Below are 17,968 nucleotides of genomic sequence, written 5' to 3'. Positions count from 1 at the left end.
GGCTGCACCGACAGCCAGGGACTGGATGTTGAAGCCGCGCCGCGAGAACAGCGATGCGACACGTGCCAGGACGCCCGGTTTGTCCTCGACGAGCACCGACAGCGTTTGGGTGGCGGGGGTGCTCATCAGGCGTGCCCTTCTTCCGGATCGTCGAACAGCGGTCGGATGCCGCGGGCGTCCTGGCACGTGTCGCATCGCTGTTCTCGCGGCGCGGCTTCAACATCCAGTCCCTGGCTGTCGGTGCGACCGAGCAGAAGAACATGTCGCGCATGACGATCGTCGTCAGCGTGGACGAGGCTCCGCTCGAGCAGATCACCAAACAGCTCAACAAGCTGGTGAACGTGATCAAGATCGTCGAGCAGGAGGAAGAGAACTCGGTCTCGCGTGAGCTCGCGCTGATCAAGGTGCGCACCGACGCGTCGACCCGCGGCCAGGTGATCGAGGCGGTGAACCTGTTCCGCGCCAAGGTCGTCGACGTGTCGACCGAGTCGCTGACGGTCGAGGCGACCGGCACGCCCGAGAAGCTCGAGGCACTGCTGAGGGTGCTGGAGCCCTTCGGGATTCGCGAGATCGTGCAGTCCGGTGTGGTGTCGCTGTCCCGCGGTCCCCGCAGCATCGGCACCAGCAAGTAAACCCTAAATCAGGTGAGAGATAAGGAAATTCAGTGGCAGTAGAGATGTTCTATGACGACGACGCGGACCTGTCGATCATCCAGGGACGCAAGGTCGGCGTCATCGGCTACGGCAGCCAGGGGCACGCGCACTCGCTGAGCCTGCGCGACTCCGGCGTCGAGGTGAAGGTCGGCCTCAAGGAAGGCTCGAAGTCCCGCGACAAGGTCGCCGATCAGGGGCTGGATGTCGACACCCCCGCCGAGGTCGCCAAGTGGGCCGACGTCATCATGTTGCTCGCGCCCGACACCGCGCAGGCGGAGATCTTCAAGAACGACATCGAGCCCAACCTCGAGGACGGCAACGCGCTGTTCTTCGGGCACGGCCTCAACATCCACTTCGACCTGATCAAGCCGCCGTCCAACGTGACGATCGGCATGGTCGCCCCGAAGGGGCCGGGCCATCTGGTGCGCCGGCAGTTCGTCGACGGCAAGGGCGTGCCCTGCCTGATCGCGATCGACCAGGACCCCAAGGGTGAGGGCCAGGCGCTCGCGCTGTCGTACGCCAAGGGCATCGGCGGCACCCGCGCCGGCGTCATCAAGACCACCTTCAAGGACGAGACCGAGACCGACCTGTTTGGTGAGCAGGCCGTGTTGTGCGGCGGCACAGAGGAACTCGTCAAGACCGGCTTCGACGTGATGGTCGAGGCCGGATACGCGCCCGAGCTGGCGTACTTCGAGGTGCTGCACGAGCTGAAGCTCATCGTCGACCTCATGTACGAGGGTGGCATCGCGCGCATGAACTACTCGGTGTCCGACACCGCGGAGTTCGGCGGCTACCTGTCCGGCCCGCGGGTGATCGACGCCGACACCAAGAAGCGGATGCAGGACATCCTCAAGGACATCCAGGACGGCACGTTCGTCAAGCGCTTGGTCGCCAACGTCGAGGGCGGCAACAAGGAGCTCGAAGGCCTGCGCAAGCAGAACGCCGAGCACCCGATCGAGGTCACCGGCAAGAAGCTGCGCGACCTGATGAGCTGGGTCGACCGGCCCATCACCGAGACGGCATAAGTCGGGATTTCGGTGCGCTACGTATCGCTGGTCGATCAGTAGCGCACCGAAATCGCCGATCAGGGGCGGTGTTCGTGCCCGGCGCGACCCTGGGTGCGGCGCCGCTCCTTCATTTCCGACTCGAACACGTGCTTGCGGCCCTGCTGGAGTTCGTCGCGCACTCGGCGCTCGTGGTCGCGGAACACCGACCAGTAGTTGTCGTCGAAATCCTCGACGATCTGAAAGGTCCACCGGCCGTACAGCACATTGCGGCCAACGACCTCGGCCTCCAATCGCTCGGCGACGGCGTCATGACCGGCGTCGCGCAGCTTGTCGCACGCCTCACCGAGCAGCAGGTCGGCCCGACCCATCAGCTGGTGGAACGAATACAGATGCCCGCGCGCCCGTTCCACCCACTCCAACGCCTCCGACACTTTTCCGACCGCCTCCACGGTCGCGTCGTCGAGCCCCTCGGGGCGGCTGTGTTGTTCGTCTGTCTGCTGATCGGTCATGGGCGTACAGGTACCCGCATCTCGCCGCCGGTATGTCCACACAGCGAACGGTTGCATCGGTTTCGCATCGACGAGTTTGCCCACCGCGGTATCGGTGAATCCCCGCTGGGCCCACACCCCGATGAGCAGGCTCCATGGACGACGCTGACAAACCGCGGTACACCGTGCGCGTGGTGGCCGAGCGCGTCGGCGTGCCCACCGCGACGCTACGCAGTTGGAGCCAGCGCTACGGCGTCGGGCCGTCGGACCACCGACCGGGTCGGCACCGGCTCTACAGCGACAACGACATCGCCGCCGTACGGCACATGCACGACCTCATCGGGCAGGGGACCAGCGCGCGCAGCGCGGCCCAGCTGGCGACCGAGGCCGTCGTGCCGCCGCGCGGAGACGTCGCTTCGCTGTTGGCGGCCGCATTCGCCCTCGACCTCGCCGCGCTCAGCGCGCTGCTGGAGACCCACGTCCGTCACTTCGGCGTGATCGACACGTGGGACCTGTTGGTACAGCCCGCGTTCGCGGCGGTCGTGACCAAGCAGGACGAGGACGGCGGATGCATCGACGTCGAGCACGCCCTGTCGTGGGCGGTGTCGCGTTCGATGCACCACACGCCGCTCGTGAGCCTCGACGCGGCGACGCCGGTCATCCTGGCGTGCACCCCGCACGAGACGCATGTGTTGGCGCTCGAGGCGCTGCGCGCCGCCCTCGCCGAGCGCGGGCGCGGTGCGCTGATCCTGGGCGCCACCGTGCCGGTGCCGGCTTTGACCGACGCCATCGAACGCGTGAGCACGCCCGTCCGGGTGGCGCTGTGGTCACAGACCGCCGATACTGCCGACATGGATATGGTCCGCGCCGCCGCCACCGGCGCCGAGGTCCTGCTCGGAGGCTCCGGCTGGGACGATGGCGCCGCCGGCTCGGCCGCCCGCGTGCACAGCCTGGGCGAGGCCGTCGAGCGGTGTACGTCCGCCCCGTGACCGAGGCGCATCGTCTATGCATCGGTTAGTCCGGCGGATTTGGGTACATACATGAGGTGTCTGCAATGACCACGGCGACGACGGAGACCACGGATGAGTCCGTCGTGCTTCTCGACGAACAGGGCCGACAAATCGGCAGTGCCCTCAAGACCACTGTTCATCATGCCGCGACGCCGCTGCACCTGGGCTTTTCCTGCTATCTGTTCGACGCGGACGGCAGTGTCCTGTTGACCCGCCGCGCATTGAACAAGACAACATGGCCGGGGGTGTGGTCCAACTCGTTCTGCGGGCACCCGGCGCCGGGGGAGCAGGTGGAGGACGCGGTGCGCCGCCGCGCCGAGCAGGAGCTGGGCGTGTCCATCGAATCGGTGGTCTGCGTGCTGCCGGACTTCCGTTATCGCGCCGTCGCGGCCGACGGCACCGTCGAGAACGAGATCTGCCCGGTCTTCTTCGCCCGTTGCGACGCCCGGCTGCGACCGGACCCCGACGAGGTCATGGAGTGGATGTGGGTGTCGTGGGATCAGCTCCGCTCGGCAGTCGGGCTGCCATGGTCGATCAGCCCGTGGGCCATGGAACAGATACCGCTACTCGACGAGCCCTACTTGCAGGGGTCGTGGCCCCAGTTCATCAGCGAGTAGCGCCATGCGGACTCCTCGATGTCGCCGCTCGGCCGCTGGGCCAGGTGGCGGTGTGCGTAGCCGACGACCTTGCGCATATGGGCGTAGTCGTCGTCGTCCAACTCCGACTTGTTCTTACGTAACAGTTCGACGATGCGCCGGCCGCTTTCGTGCCCGGTCAACTCGCCACCGCCGGACTTCTGCCCGACGTCTTTGGATTCGGCTGTCTGGAGCCACTTTTCGAGTTCGGAGGCCGTCATGTTGACGGCGTCGGTGAACTCGGTATAGGTCGTGGCATGATCGTCGGCCACGGCGCTACTTCTTCTTCAGCGATTCCGGCTTGTGCACGGCGTCGCGGCCGCTCTTGTCGCTGCGCACCCGGTATTGCGGGTTGTCGGAGTCAGCGCGCACGGTGCGGCCGGCCGCTTCCGTGTCAGAGGTGATCTTCTCCTCGACGGTGCCGGTCACGGTGGTGCCGTGGCTTTTCCACTGCACTTTGTCGCCCTTGTGGATGTCCTTGCTCATCCCGGCGGTATACCCGGGTGACCCGGCGCAAAACGGGATCAGCCGCGCGAACGCTGCCGATAGAGACGCTCGGCGTAGGCGAGATCGTCGCGCCACAGCCGGGTGGCCGCGTGCCGCATGAACGGGGTGATCAGCGGCGCGCCGCGGAGCGCATGGGCGAAGCCGGGGCGGTCGGAGTGGGCGATCACCGCCTCGATGACCGCGGTGCGGGGCACGCCGTCGGTGCCCGGTCCGAGCGGGGTGGCGTGCGTCTCGACCACGCTTCCCGCCCCTTCGCCGTCGATGATGCGCATCACGATGGTGCGTTTCTCCGGTGCGGTGAACTCCGCGACCACCGGAACGCCGAGTCGGCCGATCCGGAAGGTGACCGCGACGAGGAAGCGGTCGGCGTCCTCGAGAAGGCCGTCGTCGGCGGTCGGTGCCGAAAGCACCTCGAGGCGGGTGAATGAATACGGGTGGAACCACGCCCCGTGCCACGGGTCGAGTCGGTTGGCGATCACGTCCGCTGGTTCGCAGGTGCCGACCAGCCGCGTCACCGCCGAGAGCCGCGGCTCGTCCGGTCGCACCGGCAATATCGGTGTCTCCGTGGGGGTTTCGCCGCCCACCGCATCCAGCCGCACCCAGGCGAGCACACCGTCGTCGTGAGCGGGGAAGGGGCGCCAGCTCCAGGTGCGGCCGCCGTCGAAGCGCAGGCCGTGCCACGGGCAGATCAGCGTTCCGCAGTCCACGGTCCCGGTCGACAGATCGGCGCCGAGGTGCGGGCAGGCCGCCGGCCCGACCGCGAGTGTCCCGCCCTCGGCGCGCCAGGTGACCAGTTCGACGCCGCCGACCGTGGCGCTGATCGGTCGCTTCCCGATGGTGTCGCTGGCCGCGAACGCATACCAGTTTCCGCTCGGCCTGCCCTGCGAACGCCGCAGCGCGGAGTTGATCAGCGACGGCTGGGCGTCGTCGTACGTCGGCCGCTGGCCGGACCAGGCTGTGCGCGGAAGCACTTGGAACGGCGTGGTTTTCGCCAGCCGCGCCTTGAGTTCGGCGAGCACGCTCATGCGAGCTGCCTTTCGGCCAGCCGTCGCAACGGTGCGAAGCGCCCCTGGGTGGGCACCGTCTGGATGTCGTGCCCGGTGAGGCCGAAGCCCTTGAGTAGCAGGTTGGCCGCCGACCACCCGGTGGTCGCGGCGCGCTCCATCAACGCGACCGGCAGGTCGATGCGGATGCCGTCACCCGCCAGGGCCAAGCCGGGCTGCGGCGTCGCCACGGTCGGGCGGCGTGCGAAGTCGCCGGGCGCAAAGCGAGGGCAGTCCTGACGGGTCAGCACCCGTTCACCGACGACGTCCGCGGAGGCGGTCTCCGAATACAGCTCCCGCATCCGGATCGGCAATCGTTTCACCACGTCGTCCGTGCCGTCGGTCGCCGCGTACGAGTGCAGTTCGACCACCGAACCGCCGGTGCGGCGCGACCAGTCCGCCGCTTCCCGCTCGTATCGCTCCAGCACGCTCACATTGTCCAGCGGCGGACGCCCGCCCGTCCCGAGAAATGCCGGACGGTCCGGGTTCACGGGCCGGTCCAGCCACAGCCGCTGTACGACGAACGGTGCGGCCGTGCGCATCGCGGCGATGTCGGATCGCCACCGCTCGTCGCCCAGGGCCGCCGAATCGCCGACGATCTTCTGCAGACCCGCGACATCGGTGGCCAGCACGACGCCGTCGGCGTCGATACGGTCAGCGCCGTCGACATGTACCGAGAAGCGATCGCCACGGCGGATCTCGGTGACCGATACGCCGGTGTGCACCCGCACGTCCAGCGACTGCAGGTAGGCGCGCAGCGGATCCCACAGCGCGGTGTCGAAGTTCGCGTTGGCGACATCGAACACCAGGCCCTCGCTGGACCCCAGGAAGTAGATATGGAACATCGTCGCCAACTCGGCCGCCGAGAGGTTGGTCGGCTCGGCGAAGAAGCTGCGTGAGAAGACCTCGAAGGCCAGATGGCGGGCTGGTTCGGGAAAGTTGATGTCGCGCAGAAACGTATCGGCGTCGACGTGGTCGAGCCGGTCATAGATCCCGGGCACCGAGACCGCGGCCAACGGCGCCGCGGCGCGCGCGTTGAGCCGCACCAGATCGCGCAGCCGGAACGTGGGACTGCGCAGCGCGAACGCCACCGCATTCCACGGCGGCGTCTGGGGCAGGCCGCGGAACGTGTCGCGTCGGCCGTACGCGTCGACGAGCGGATAGTCCGAGACCGGGGTGAGCATGCCCAGCGCGGGGTCGATGCGGCGCAACAGGTTCCGCAGGTTGTAGTACTGCCGGAAGAACGCGTGGAAGCCGCGATTCATGGCCGCAGCGGTGCCGTCGTCGAACGACTCGGTCCATCCGCCGACGCGACCGCCGAGGTAGATTTCGCGTTCGAAGAGATCAACGCTCACGCCGCGTTCGGCCAACCCGGTGGCCGCGGTCAGCCCAGCGATGCCGCCGCCGACGACGACCACGTGCGGTTTGTCCTGAAGGCGGTTCGCATCGGGCTGCGGTGCGGAGTGCGTGATCCGGCGCGGATCGGTCATCGTGGCGCCTCGGCGAGGAAGGTGTGCACGATGTTGCGCTGCCAGCCCGGCATCGTGTCACTGTGCACTGCGGTGAAACCATTGCGGCGCAACCGGTCACGGAAGTCGGCGGCGCCGTCGAAGCGGTTCACGCTGCGCCGCAGGTACCGGTACAGCGATGCGTCGCCACTGCGCAGTCGGCCGCTCGGGATGATGATCGCGGCGCAGACGGCGTTCCACACCGCGGTCGCGATGCGCGAATCCCGCACCGAGTACTCATGGACCGCCAGCGTCGCTCCCGGCCGCAGCAATGCGAGGAACTCTCGCAGTTGCGCATCGGGATCCGGGAGGTTGCGGATGAGGTAGGCGGCGAAGATGCCGTCGAAGGGTCCGGTAACGCCGGCGTCGGCGAGGTTTTCGATCCGGCTGTGGACAAAACGCACCGACGACGGCCATGGTTTGGCCCTCGCCTCGGCCAGCATGCCGTCCGAACCGTCGACACCGACGATCTCCGCATGAGGTGCCACCGCCAACAGGGCGGCGGTCGATGCGCCGGTTCCGCATCCCGCGTCGAGCAGGCGCAGCCCGCGACCCTCATCGGGCAGCCGCATCCGCTGCGCGGAGATCCGAAGGTGCTCATGGTATCCCGGATTCGAGTTGACGAGCGTGTCGTAAGACGATGCACCGTCGTCGAACGCGGCCGGAACATCCGAGGGGTCATCGGCATCTCGACCCGCGCTGACCTTCACAAAGCATCCCTTCTCTGTGCGCGCAGCCGCTGCCGTTCCCACAGCAGAAGCACCGCGGTGACCATCGCCCAGCCGAAGAGAAAATCCTCCACCGGGATGTCGAACGGGAACCGAATCCCGCTGGTGTGCTGATCGTCGTAGATGACGATCGGTGCGCTGAGCTTCGTGAGCCAACCGTCGACCGGTATCTGGAAACCGAGCACGATCACCATCGAGATCCAGTACGCGGGCTTGCGGAACAACCCGGTGCGAAGCACACCCAACTCGAGAGCGCAGACGGCGAGTACGGCCAGCACGGCGGGTACCGTGTATCCGAGTCCGTTCACTTGACGTTCTCCGCGTGGTCGCGCGTCCGGTGCACCCGCGACAGGATCGCGGTGACGGCGTTGTAGGTCAGCAACCCGCACAGCGGGATCACGATGAAGAACAGCAGTTCTTCAATGGGCATCACGCCCGGTATGTCGATGCCCGTCACGTACTTGGAGTTGTACGTCCAGATGTCGGCGAAGATCGCGATCACATCCCAGACGACGAACACGGCGGCCACGGGCAGCACCGCGGCTGCCGCCCGGCGCGCCTGTCGGTACACGCCCTCGCCGAAGAACTCCAACGGCGCCGTGATCAGAAGACAGGCGGCCAGTACCAACAGGTATTGCCACTTGTCCATCGTCACGCCTTGTGGTCCCGGTGTCGCGCCCGCCACGCCTTGAGCAGACCGGCGCACCCCACGCGGATGCGGCGTCCGGTGCCGACGGTCGCGCGCTGGCTGAAGACGGCGAAGTCGATTTCCTCGATGCGGTCCAGGATTTCGGAGTACAGGGTCAGCGCGACCGCGACGCAGGGGCGCGACCGCGGGCTGAGGTGGGCGATACCGCGACGTGCGAAGTCGTACACGCGCCGATTGATGGCGTGCTGCTCCACCAGGGCCCGGCGCACCTTAGCGTCGGTGCGGCGGTTCTCGTGGCACCACGTCAGCACGTCGCGGTCGACGCCGTACGCGGCGAGTTCGTCGGCGGGCAGGTACACCCGGCCCCGCTCGAGGTCCTCGTCGATGTCGCGCAGGAAGTTCGTGAGCTGGAACGCCTTTCCGAGCGCGGCCGCGTACGGGGCGGCCTCCTCGCGGGGACCGACGGTGCCGAGGACCGGCAGCAGCTGCAGGCCGATGACCTCGGCCGAGCCGTACATGTACCGATCGAGTGCGGCCCGGTCGGGATAGTCGGTGACGGTGAGATCCATACGCATCGACCCGAGGAAGTCGTCGAACAGCTCCCACGGGATCCCGTACCGGCGGGCGCAGTGCACAACGGCGGCCAGCGCCGGGTCGCCGTCGTCGCAGCTGCCTTGTGCGAGACGGTTGAACAGCTGGGTCGCCAGCAGCTGGAGCTGGTCGGCCCGTTCGTTCATGGGAATGACGGGGTCGAAGTCGTCGAGGATGTCGTCGGCGCGGCGGGCGAACCCGTACAGCGCGTGCACGGCGGGGCGCTGTTCGGGCGCGAGCAGCCGGGTGGCCAGGAAGAACGTGCGGCCGTGCTCGGCATTGATTGTGCGGCAACGGCGATAAGCCTCACGCAGTGCCGGGTCGCGTACGCCCGCGGCGTCCAGTTCGGAACCGATCATGCTTGCACCACCTGGCTATGGGCCCGCCCGACGGGAAGGCCGGTGATTCGGTCAGCCGCCAACCGCCCGGACAGCATCGCGGTCGGCACGCCGACCCCCGGGACGGTCGACGACCCCGCCAGTACCACGTTGGCGACACCGCGCACCGTGTTGGCAGGACGGAAGGGGCCGGTCTGGCCGAACGTGTGTGCCAGCGCGAACGGGGTGCCCGCGGCCATCCCCTGACGCGCCCAGTCGGCGGGATCCACCACATGCAGCACCTCAGTGTCGACCCCCACCTGCGGGAGCCGGGTGCTCACCACATCCATCGTCTGACGCACGTAGTCGTCGCGGATCGACGCCCAATCCACTTGTCCCACATCGAGGTTGGGGGCGGGTGCGAGGACGTACAGCAGGTCTCGGCCATCGGGGGCCAGCGACGGGTCGCCTGCGGTGGGGCGGGTCACCAACAGCGACGGATCGGACATCACGCGTCCGTCGTCGATGATGTCGGTGAACGTCTTCTCCCACTCGTGGCCGAAGACGATGGTGTGGTGGTCACCGTCCTGGCCGACCGCGCGGCACCCGACGTGGGCGACCACGGCCGACGGCGCCGGCCGCAACCGCAGCGGGCGGCGCGGCGTGCGGCCGAGCAGCCGGTAGGTGTCGGGCAGCTCGGTGGTCAGCACGACCACGTCGGCGGCGATCCGGTCGCCGTCTTCCGTGCGAACCGCGACCACCCGATCGCCGGTCCGCTCGAGAGCCGAAACCGCGGAGCCGTAACGGAACTCGACACCGGCGTCGGCCGCGGCCGCGGCGAGGGCGTCGGGCAGGGCGCGCACACCGCCGCGGGGAAAGTACACCCCGGAGATGGTGTCCATGTAGGCGATCACGGCGTACACCGCCAACGCCCGGTGCGGGGGCACCCCGGCGTACAACGCCTGGAAGGTGAACACCCGTTGCAGTCGTTCGTCGCTGATGAACTTGCGTACCATGCGATCCCAGCGACGGAATCCGCCGATCGCGGTCAGCCGGGCCAATTGTGGAGTCAGCAGTGACAGGGGCGAGTCGAAATTCGCCGCGATGAAACCGTCGAACTCGACCCGGTACAACTTGGTCAGCCAATCGCGAAGCCGCACATAGCCGTCCGCCTGTTCACGACCGGCGAAGCGCTCGATCTCGGCGGCCATCGCGTCGGCGTCGCTGCGCACGTGCAGCGAGCTGCCGTCGGCGAACGACGCGCGGTAGGCGGGGTCGACGGTGAGCAGGTCGAGTCGGTCGGCCGTGGTCTCTCCGACAGCGGCGAAGGCGTCGTCGATGATGTCGGGCATCGTCAGCACGGTCGGCCCGGTGTCGAGGCGGTAACCGTCGACGTCGACGCGTCCGACGCGTCCGCCCGGATGCTGTCCGCGTTCCAGGACCGTCACCCGGCGACCGCGCCCCGAGAGCTGCAGTGCCGCCGACAGCCCGGCCAGTCCGGCGCCGACGACCACGACGTGGTCGGTGCGGCCCGCGACGGTGCGCATCACGCGGCCCGCTCGGTGCAAGCGGCGGCCATGTCGGCCAGCGCGGTGCGGACCATCGGATCCAATTGACCGTTGTCGAGCAGCTCGAGCGCGTGCGTGAGCCGCGAATCGATGAGTTGCTCAATCCATTCCAGGGCGCCGGTCGCGACGATCAGCTTGCGCCACTGCCGGATGTCGGAGTCGTCCAGGCGGGAGGTGCTCATCAGCTCGGTGAGGTCGTGTCGTAGGGATGCGTCGGCGAGCCGGTAGGCGGCCACCACGACGCTGGTCGCCTTGTGTTCGAGAAGATCGCTGCCCGCAGGCTTCCCGGTGATCTCGGGAGAGCCGAAGATCCCGAGGACGTCGTCGCGCAATTGGAAGGCCTCGCCGACGGCTTCGCCGTACTCGCCGAGCAGCATCAGCACGCCCTGCGAGCATCCGGCCATGGCGGCGCCGATCTCGAGCGGTCTGCGCACGGTGTAATTGCCGGACTTGCGCCGCAGCACGTCGAGAACCCGTTCCCACTCCGGGAATTCGGCGGCGTCGTTGACCAGGTCGGCGAACTGCCCGACGGCGAGTTCGGTGCGCATCGCGTCGTACCGGTGCCATCCGCGCGCCAACGCGTCCTCGTCGATCCCGCTCTCGCGCAGCATCTGCTGCGCCCAGACCAGGCACAGGTCGCCGAGGAGCACGGCGGCGGCTTCACCGAAGCGTTCGGGTGACCCCGACATCGCTCGGTCGCGGTGCCACTGCGCGAACCGGATGTGGGCCGATGGCCGTCCGCGCCGCAACGTGGAGTCGTCCATCACGTCGTCCTGCAACAGGGCGAACGCATGCAGCAATTCGAAGCTCGCCGCGGCCCGCAGAGCGCCTGTGTTGTCGTCGGCGTTGCACAACCAGCCGAGGTAGACGAACGTCGAGCGCACACACTTGCCACCGTCGACGAAATCCCGCAGGACGTCGGCGGCGACGTCGACTCCCGCCGCACGGAGATCGTCGACGCAACGCCTTTCGACGAATTCGCTCAGCGACCGCAGCACTTCTCGCCGGATGGCGTCGCGCCATACCGGGAAGGCCGTGGTCATCAGCCCTCGGGGCGGAGCGGTGGGGTGTGACATCGACAGGAGGGGGGTCCGCGTATTTCCGTTGATACCGCTCAAGCAGCGTCCCCTTCACTCGATGCGATGACAAGTACCCGAATCGGCCGAACTCAACCGGGGTACCCCTTCTGTCCACCCCTACGCATCGAACTTGCATCGATTACCGAAGGAGTTCGCGCCGAAGTCAGGGCGACAGCGTGGGCATCTTTTTGATGCCGAACTCGCGGCGCAACACCGTGCGCGCGGCGAAGTAGCCGGACATCCCGTGTACCCCGCCGCCTGGAGGTGTGGCCGATGAGCACAGGTAGGCGCCCGGGATCGGGGTGCTCCACGGGTTGAGCCGAGGGGTCGGACCGGCCAGCGCATGGATCAACGTGTTGCCGCCGACGCCGATGTCGCCGCCGACGAGGTTGGCGTTGTGCACGGACAGCCGTGCGGCGGGGATGGACCGGACGGCGACGACGATGTCGCGGAAGCCGGGCGCGAACCGCTCGAAGATCTCGGTGACCCGTTCGGTCTGGTCGACGGTCGACCCGCTCGGCACGTGCGCGTAGGTCCACAGCGGGCGTCGGCCGTCGGCGTCGATGCGCCCCGGATCCTCCAGGTGCGGCAACGCGGCGAGCACCATCGGCCACTCGGGGTGCCGGCCGGCGGCGGCCTCCCGCTCGGCGTGCGCCATCTGCTCCCGGGTGCCGCCCATATGCAGCGTGGGCGCTCGACGCAGGCGTTCGTCGGTGAACGGCACGTCTTCGGAGAGCACGAAGTCGACCTTGGCCACGCCGGGGCCGAACCGGTATCGCTGAAGGGCTTTCGCGTAGCGGTGGGGCAGGTTGTCGCCGTAGATGTCGGCCAGCGCGGTGGGTGCGGTGTCGTAGAGCGTCACACCGCCGGGCGGTGCGGTGACCTCATGGCCGGAGGTGATTACGCCGCCGTGGGCCCGCAAGTCGTCGATCAGGGCATCAGCGATGGCTTGGCTGCCGCCGACCGGGATGGGCCAGCCGACGGTGTGCGCGAGCGTGGCCAGCATGAGGCCGCCACCCGCCGACACCAACGACGGCATACGCGAGATCACGTGTGCCGCAACGCCGCTGAACAATGCGCGCGCATCCTCGCCAGACAGTGCGCTCCAGGCGGGTGTGCCCTGCTCGAGCAGCCGGCTCGCCACCTGCACGGCCGCGATGGGGTTGGTCGGGATCGAGCGCTTGTCGCCCAGCAGCAGGTCGAGCACCGCGTCGTCGCGCTCGACCATGGGGCCGAACAGCCGACGCCACGAACGCCCGTGCTCGAGCTCGGCGACAGTGCGGTCGAGGTCGTGGTATCCGACCGCCGAGCGCGCACCCGGGAGCGGATTGGCGTAGGAGACCTCGGGCACCCGCAGAGTCACGCCGCGGGCGGGCAGGTCGAATTCGGCCAGGAACGGCGACGCCAGCGCAAGCGGGTGCACGGCCGAGCAGATGTCGTGGGAGACGCCCGGGAACTCGGGGTCGGCGAGGGTGCGTGCGCCGCCGCCGAGGGTCGGTTGCGCCTCGAGCACCTGCACCGACAACCCGGCCCTGGCGCAGATGACGGCCGCCGCCAAACCGTTGGGTCCGCTGCCGACGACGGTGACGTCCACACCGGAGGTTCCCGCGCCCGGCGCCGCTGCGTTTCTCCCGCCCACCACCCGAACATTCAAGCCCATTAGGCTGACCGCGTGAGTCTGCCCGTTGTATTGATCGCCGACAAATTGGCCGAATCGACGGTTGCCGCCCTCGGTGACCAGGTGGAAGTCCGCTGGGTCGACGGTCCGGACCGGCCGAAGCTGCTGGCCGCCGTGCCCGAGGCCGACGCCCTGCTGGTGCGCTCCGCGACGACGGTCGACGCCGAGGTGCTCGCGGCCGCGCCGAAGCTCAAGATCGTCGCCCGCGCCGGGGTGGGCCTCGACAACGTCGACGTCGACGCCGCCACCGCCCGCGGTGTGCTGGTGGTCAACGCTCCGACCTCGAACATCCACAGCGCCGCCGAGCACGCCCTGGCCCTACTGCTGGCCGCGGCGCGCGAGATTCCGGCCGCCGATGCGTCGCTGCGCGCACACACCTGGAAGCGCTCGTCGTTCTCGGGCACCGAGATCTACGGCAAGACCGTGGGCGTGGTGGGCCTGGGCCGCATCGGGCAGCTGGTGGCCCAGCGGCTGGCCGCCTTCGGCACCCACATCGTGGCCTACGACCCCTATGTGTCGGCGGCGCGCGCCGCGCAGCTCGGGATCGAGTTGCTGAGCCTCGACGACCTCTTGGCGCGGGCGGACTTCATCTCCGTGCACCTGCCGAAGACACCCGAGACCGCGGGCCTGATCGGCAAGGAGGCGCTGGCGAAGACGAAGCCCGGCGTGATCATCGTCAACGCCGCGCGCGGCGGCCTCATCGACGAAGAGGCGCTGGCCGATGCGGTGCGCTCTGGGCATGTGCGGGGTGCGGGCCTCGACGTGTTCGCCAAGGAGCCGACGACCGAGAGCCCGCTGTTCGACCTGCCGCAGGTGGTGGTGACCCCGCACCTGGGGGCATCGACCGCCGAAGCCCAGGACCGGGCGGGCACCGACGTCGCGGCCAGCGTCAAGCTGGCCCTGGCGGGCGAGTTCGTCCCCGACGCGGTCAACGTCGGCGGGGGAGTCGTCGGCGAAGAGGTCGCGCCCTGGCTGGACCTGGTTCGCAAGCTCGGCCTGCTGGTCGGAGTGTTGTGCGACGAGCTGCCGGTCTCGCTGGCGGTGCAGGTCAAGGGTGAACTCGCCGCCGAAGACGTTGAGGTACTGCGCCTTTCGGCGCTGCGGGGACTGTTCTCGGCCGTGATCGAGGATCCCGTGACGTTCGTCAACGCGCCCGCGCTGGCCGGCGAGCGGGGGGTAGAGGCCGAGATCAGCACCGCGAGCGAGAGTCCCAGCCACCGCAGCGTGGTGGACGTGCGCGCGGTGTACGCCGACGGGACGACCGCCAACGTCGCGGGCACGCTGACGGAGCCGCAGTTGGTGGAGAAGATCGTCCAGATCAACGGGCGCAACTTCGATCTGCGTGCCGAAGGTGTGTATCTGATCGTCAGTTACGTCGACCGCCCGGGCACGCTGGGCAAGATCGGCACGATCCTCGGATCGGCGGACATCAACATCCACGCCGCCCAGTTGAGCGAGGACGCCGAAGGACCGGGCGCCACGATCCTGCTGCGCATCGACCGTGACGTCCCCGACGATGTGCGGTCGACGATCGCCGAGGAGGTCGGCGCGAAGCTGCTGAAAGTGGTTGATCTGTCGTGAGTTCCGGCATGAAACTGGCGGTCATCGCCGGCGACGGTATCGGCCCGGAGGTCGTCGGCGAGGCCGTCAAGGTTCTCGACGCGGTGTTACCCGGTGTGGACAAGACGCCGTACGACCTCGGCGCGCGCCGCTACCACGCCACCGGCGAGGTGCTGCCCGATTCGGTGCTCGACGAACTGCGCGGGCACGACGCGATCCTGCTCGGCGCGATCGGCGATCCGTCGGTGCCCAGCGGCGTGCTCGAACGCGGTCTGCTGCTGCGTATCCGGTTCGAACTCGACCATCACATCAACCTGCGGCCCGGCCGCCTGTACCCCGGCGTGAGCAGTCCGCTGGCGGGTGATCCCGAGATCGACTTCGTCGTCGTGCGGGAAGGCACCGAGGGTCCCTACACCGGCACCGGCGGCGCGATCCGCGTCGGCACACCGCACGAGATCGCCACCGAGGTCAGCGTCAACACCGCCTTCGGCGTGCAGCGCGTGGTGACCGACGCGTTCGTGCGCGCACAGCAGCGCCGCAAGCATCTGACGCTGGTGCACAAGAACAACGTGCTGACCTACGCCGGCGCGTTGTGGTGGCGCACGGTTCAGGAAGTCGGCGCAGGCTTCGGAGACGTCGAGGTCGCCTACCAACACGTCGACGCCGCGACCATTCACCTCGTCACGGACCCGGGCCGTTTCGATGTGATCGTCACCGACAACCTGTTCGGCGACATCGTCACCGATCTCGCCGCGGCGGTGTGTGGCGGTATCGGCCTGGCCGCCAGCGGCAACATCGACGCCACGCGGACCAACCCGTCGATGTTCGAACCCGTCCACGGCAGCGCCCCCGATATCGCGGGCCAAAACATCGCGGATCCGACGGCGGCGATCATGTCGGTCGCGCTGCTGTTGGCGCACGTCGGGAAGCACGACGCGGCCGCACGCGTCGACAAGGCCGTCGAACAGCATCTGGCCACGCGCGGCGACGAGAAGCTCTCGACGACACAGGTCGGCGACCGGATCGCGTCCTACCTGTAGATCGCAATCGCGTAGACGAGAAGGCATGGCGACACTTCGACGCCAGTGCTGGCTGTTCGCGATCGGCTCTGCGTTCTTCGCGATCGCGACCGCCCCGGGAGTGTCGGCGCTCGCCGGCGCGGGTCTTTCCAACCTGCTGTGTTTCATCGGATCGTGGTTTTTCACGACCGCCGGCTGGATGCAGTTGGTGTTGGCCAGGCCGGTGTTGGGCGTCGGATGGCTTTCTGCGGCCACGCAGTCCGCGGGCACCGTCCTGTTCAACATCAGCACCGGAGCCGCGTTGTGGGCGCATGCGGTCGAGCCGGAGCGGCGCCTGGTGTGGGCGCCGGACGCGATCGGCTCGACGGCGTTTCTGATCAGCGGCGTGCTCGGCGTCGTCGCGGTGACCGTCGCCGTCGGCGTGACCGAACTGAAATCGCGTGACTGGCAGGCGGAGTGGATCAACCTCGTGGGCTGCCTGGCGTTCGGGGTGTCGGCCGCGGGCGCCTACGTGAGCGGAAGCGGAGTCACCGAGGACGCGAAGCTCGCCAACGCCGGCACGTTCGTCGGTGCGCTGTGTTTCCTCGCTGCCGCGCTCTTGGTGTTACCGCGCGAGCGGCCGTCGGCGAGTTCTGCCCCAGGGTCGTAGCCGCGGCGAAATCACAGCCCTGGTGCAGAAGTCGCCGTGTGTTCGGTGTCGTTGGGGACGACCGGGATCGCCAGGAGCGGCAGCAACGCGCTCACCGCGAACGCCGCCGGGTATCCGGCCACCCCGATCAACCCGCCGAACAAAGGGGCGGCCGCTGCCGACGCGAGATGCTGGCTGGTGTTCTGCGTGCCCAGGGCCCGACCGCTCCAGAACGGGCCCGCGATCTCGGCGATGGCGGTGAACGCCAAACCGTTGTCGGACACCGTGATCACCGACGCGATCACCATCGCGGCCACGGCGACAGGGGATTCCAGAAAGTCCAACAGCGCCAGCGCGCCCATGCTGAACGCCGCGGCGGCCGCGATCGTGCGGATCGGGCGCAGCCGCTGCCCCAGTCGATCCGACCAGTGTCCGGCCGCGATCCGTCCGCCCGCGCCGAGCAACTGGGCCACCATGACGATGACGCCCGCCGAGCCGGCCGACCAATGGCGGTCGGTCATCAACCACACCAGCGTGAACGTCCATACGACGGCCTGCGGCACGACGAGCAGCACCGAAACGGCGTGAATCCGCCACAGCACCGAGGACCCTCGGTAGGGATTCGCGAGGTGTTCGACCGGCGCTTCCGATCGTGGTGGCCGTGGCGGGTCGATCACCGCCACCAGGCACACCAACGCCGACACCGCGCACACGACCGCGGGGAAGAGCAACGCCCCTGACACGCCATGGCTCTGCGCGAGTCGCGGAATCACCAGCGCTCCCAACCCGACTCCCAGCGGGGTGGCCGTCTGCCGGATCCCCATGGCCAGGCCGCGTTGTTCGACCGGAAACCAGCCGACGACCAACCGGCCGCTCGCGGAATTGCTGCTTGCGGCCGCCATGCCGCCGAGAAGAAGGAAGGCCCCCACGGCGACCAGCGATTCCGAGAAGGCGGCGGCGAACGTGGCCGCGGAGATCAGCACCGAACCGACCGTCAACACGATGCGCTCGCCGACGCGGTCGACGACATAGCCCCACGCGATCAGCGTGATGACCAGGCCGAGGCTCGGCATGCCCGAAAGCAGGCCTGCCGCAGCGAGGTCGAGCCCGCGTTCGGTATGCAGTGTCGGAATGAGAAACGCCGCGCCGTTGATGAAGACGTTGGCGCTCGTCGTCGCCGCCAGCGCAACGGCCAACATCGACCACCGCCGTGCAGTGCTGAGCGACTCGACGGACATCCGTCCATGGTGGCACAGCTGTCCCACGATGCTGAATTTGCATCTCACATTATGAGAGACAG

At 68.4% G+C, this 17,968-nt stretch carries 21 protein-coding genes; 7 read left to right on the top strand and 14 right to left on the bottom strand.

All coding sequences use genetic code 11. The features are described from left to right. Window positions 1–126, bottom strand: a 126-nt coding sequence (locus A5698_RS11360; RefSeq protein WP_156670707.1) for an ACT domain-containing protein, incomplete at its 3' end; no start/stop codon positions are given. A 5-nt stretch (window positions 127–131) separates the two neighbouring features. Between A5698_RS11360 and ilvN the strand changes: the two genes are divergently transcribed. Both ilvN and ilvC read left to right on the top strand, forming a co-directional pair. Further along, entirely contained in the window at window positions 132–632 is a 501-nt protein-coding gene (gene ilvN / locus A5698_RS11355; protein WP_068296532.1) for an acetolactate synthase small subunit, read from the top strand. A gap of 44 nt (window positions 633–676) precedes the next feature. Next, window positions 677–1,678, top strand: a complete 1,002-nt coding sequence (ilvC, locus tag A5698_RS11350; protein WP_197506745.1) for a ketol-acid reductoisomerase — start codon at window positions 677–679, stop codon at window positions 1,676–1,678. Window positions 1,679–1,737: 59 nt separating this feature from the next. Here the strand turns inward: ilvC and A5698_RS11345 are convergent, their stop codons facing one another. Next, window positions 1,738–2,169 carry a hypothetical protein gene (locus A5698_RS11345; protein WP_068296547.1) on the bottom strand — a complete coding sequence of 144 codons (432 nt, stop codon included), beginning with the start codon at window positions 2,167–2,169 and terminating at the stop codon, window positions 1,738–1,740. A 134-nt stretch (window positions 2,170–2,303) separates the two neighbouring features. Between A5698_RS11345 and A5698_RS11340 the strand changes: the two genes are divergently transcribed. Then, window positions 2,304–3,137: a MerR family transcriptional regulator gene (locus A5698_RS11340; protein ID WP_068296527.1), complete on the top strand. Its 834-nt coding sequence runs from the start codon at window positions 2,304–2,306 to the stop codon at window positions 3,135–3,137. Window positions 3,138–3,202: 65 nt separating this feature from the next. Next, entirely contained in the window at window positions 3,203–3,775 is a 573-nt protein-coding gene (gene idi / locus A5698_RS11335; protein WP_068296524.1) for an isopentenyl-diphosphate Delta-isomerase, read from the top strand. On the opposite strand, the gene A5698_RS11330 is transcribed toward idi, so the two are convergent. The 11 genes from A5698_RS11330 to A5698_RS11280 all read right to left on the bottom strand — a co-directional run bounded on the left by A5698_RS11330 (window position 3,736) and on the right by A5698_RS11280 (window position 13,377). After that, window positions 3,736–4,065: a DUF3140 domain-containing protein gene (locus A5698_RS11330; RefSeq protein WP_068296521.1), complete on the bottom strand. Its 330-nt coding sequence runs from the start codon at window positions 4,063–4,065 to the stop codon at window positions 3,736–3,738. The two genes, idi and A5698_RS11330, sit on opposite strands and share 40 nt — an antisense overlap. Window positions 4,066–4,069: 4 nt before the next feature. Continuing rightward, window positions 4,070–4,279: a hypervirulence associated TUDOR domain-containing protein gene (locus A5698_RS11325; RefSeq protein ID WP_068296517.1), complete on the bottom strand. Its 210-nt coding sequence runs from the start codon at window positions 4,277–4,279 to the stop codon at window positions 4,070–4,072. A 38-nt stretch (window positions 4,280–4,317) separates the two neighbouring features. Further along, on the bottom strand, window positions 4,318–5,325 hold the full coding sequence (locus tag A5698_RS11320) for a Rieske (2Fe-2S) protein (protein WP_068296515.1): 1,008 nt from the start codon (window positions 5,323–5,325) through the stop codon (window positions 4,318–4,320). Continuing rightward, entirely contained in the window at window positions 5,322–6,833 is a 1,512-nt protein-coding gene (locus tag A5698_RS11315; protein WP_068296512.1) for an FAD-dependent oxidoreductase, read from the bottom strand. The genes A5698_RS11320 and A5698_RS11315 overlap by 4 nt, the downstream gene beginning before the upstream one ends. After that, the gene (locus tag A5698_RS11310; protein WP_068296509.1) at window positions 6,830–7,561 is read right to left on the bottom strand and encodes a class I SAM-dependent methyltransferase; all 732 of its coding nucleotides are present in this window, start codon (window positions 7,559–7,561) and stop codon (window positions 6,830–6,832) included. The genes A5698_RS11315 and A5698_RS11310 overlap by 4 nt, the downstream gene beginning before the upstream one ends. Next, window positions 7,558–7,887: a lycopene cyclase domain-containing protein gene (locus A5698_RS11305; RefSeq protein WP_068296506.1), complete on the bottom strand. Its 330-nt coding sequence runs from the start codon at window positions 7,885–7,887 to the stop codon at window positions 7,558–7,560. The genes A5698_RS11310 and A5698_RS11305 overlap by 4 nt, the downstream gene beginning before the upstream one ends. Further along, on the bottom strand, window positions 7,884–8,228 hold the full coding sequence (locus A5698_RS11300; RefSeq protein ID WP_067092220.1) for a lycopene cyclase domain-containing protein: 345 nt from the start codon (window positions 8,226–8,228) through the stop codon (window positions 7,884–7,886). Before A5698_RS11300 ends, A5698_RS11305 begins: the two co-directional genes overlap by 4 nt. Window positions 8,229–8,230: 2 nt before the next feature. Beyond that, complete coding sequence (locus A5698_RS11295) at window positions 8,231–9,178, bottom strand: phytoene/squalene synthase family protein (protein WP_068296505.1); 948 nt, start codon at window positions 9,176–9,178, stop codon at window positions 8,231–8,233. Beyond that, window positions 9,175–10,683 carry a phytoene desaturase family protein gene (gene crtI / locus A5698_RS11290; protein WP_068296504.1) on the bottom strand — a complete coding sequence of 503 codons (1,509 nt, stop codon included), beginning with the start codon at window positions 10,681–10,683 and terminating at the stop codon, window positions 9,175–9,177. The genes A5698_RS11295 and crtI overlap by 4 nt, the downstream gene beginning before the upstream one ends. Continuing rightward, entirely contained in the window at window positions 10,683–11,780 is a 1,098-nt protein-coding gene (locus tag A5698_RS11285; protein WP_156670706.1) for a polyprenyl synthetase family protein, read from the bottom strand. The genes crtI and A5698_RS11285 overlap by 1 nt, the downstream gene beginning before the upstream one ends. Window positions 11,781–11,946: 166 nt before the next feature. Next, window positions 11,947–13,377 carry a phytoene desaturase family protein gene (locus A5698_RS11280; RefSeq protein ID WP_197506744.1) on the bottom strand — a complete coding sequence of 477 codons (1,431 nt, stop codon included), beginning with the start codon at window positions 13,375–13,377 and terminating at the stop codon, window positions 11,947–11,949. A 78-nt stretch (window positions 13,378–13,455) separates the two neighbouring features. Here A5698_RS11280 and serA point away from each other — a divergent pair, with 78 nt between their 5' ends. From serA to A5698_RS11265, 3 genes are read left to right on the top strand one after another with little or no spacing between them, the layout of a single operon-like run. Beyond that, entirely contained in the window at window positions 13,456–15,042 is a 1,587-nt protein-coding gene (gene serA / locus A5698_RS11275; RefSeq protein WP_068296493.1) for a phosphoglycerate dehydrogenase, read from the top strand. Between the two features lie 8 nt (window positions 15,043–15,050). Further along, window positions 15,051–16,061, top strand: a complete 1,011-nt coding sequence (locus tag A5698_RS11270) for a 3-isopropylmalate dehydrogenase (protein ID WP_068296491.1) — start codon at window positions 15,051–15,053, stop codon at window positions 16,059–16,061. Between the two features lie 25 nt (window positions 16,062–16,086). Then, the gene (locus tag A5698_RS11265) at window positions 16,087–16,689 is read left to right on the top strand and encodes a hypothetical protein (RefSeq protein ID WP_068296489.1); all 603 of its coding nucleotides are present in this window, start codon (window positions 16,087–16,089) and stop codon (window positions 16,687–16,689) included. Window positions 16,690–16,700: 11 nt separating this feature from the next. Here A5698_RS11265 and A5698_RS11260 read toward each other — a convergent pair whose 3' ends face one another. Beyond that, window positions 16,701–17,906, bottom strand: coding sequence for an MFS transporter (locus A5698_RS11260; RefSeq protein ID WP_068296486.1), 1,206 nt, complete (start codon window positions 17,904–17,906; stop codon window positions 16,701–16,703). Between the last annotated feature and the right edge of the window lie 62 nt (window positions 17,907–17,968).

It is taken from the genome of Mycobacterium sp. E136 (genome assembly GCF_001666865.1).
GTDB lineage: Bacteria > Actinomycetota > Actinomycetes > Mycobacteriales > Mycobacteriaceae > Mycobacterium.
Note: the sequence above shows the minus strand (reverse complement) of the source record. Positions and strands in the feature narration are given on the sequence as shown.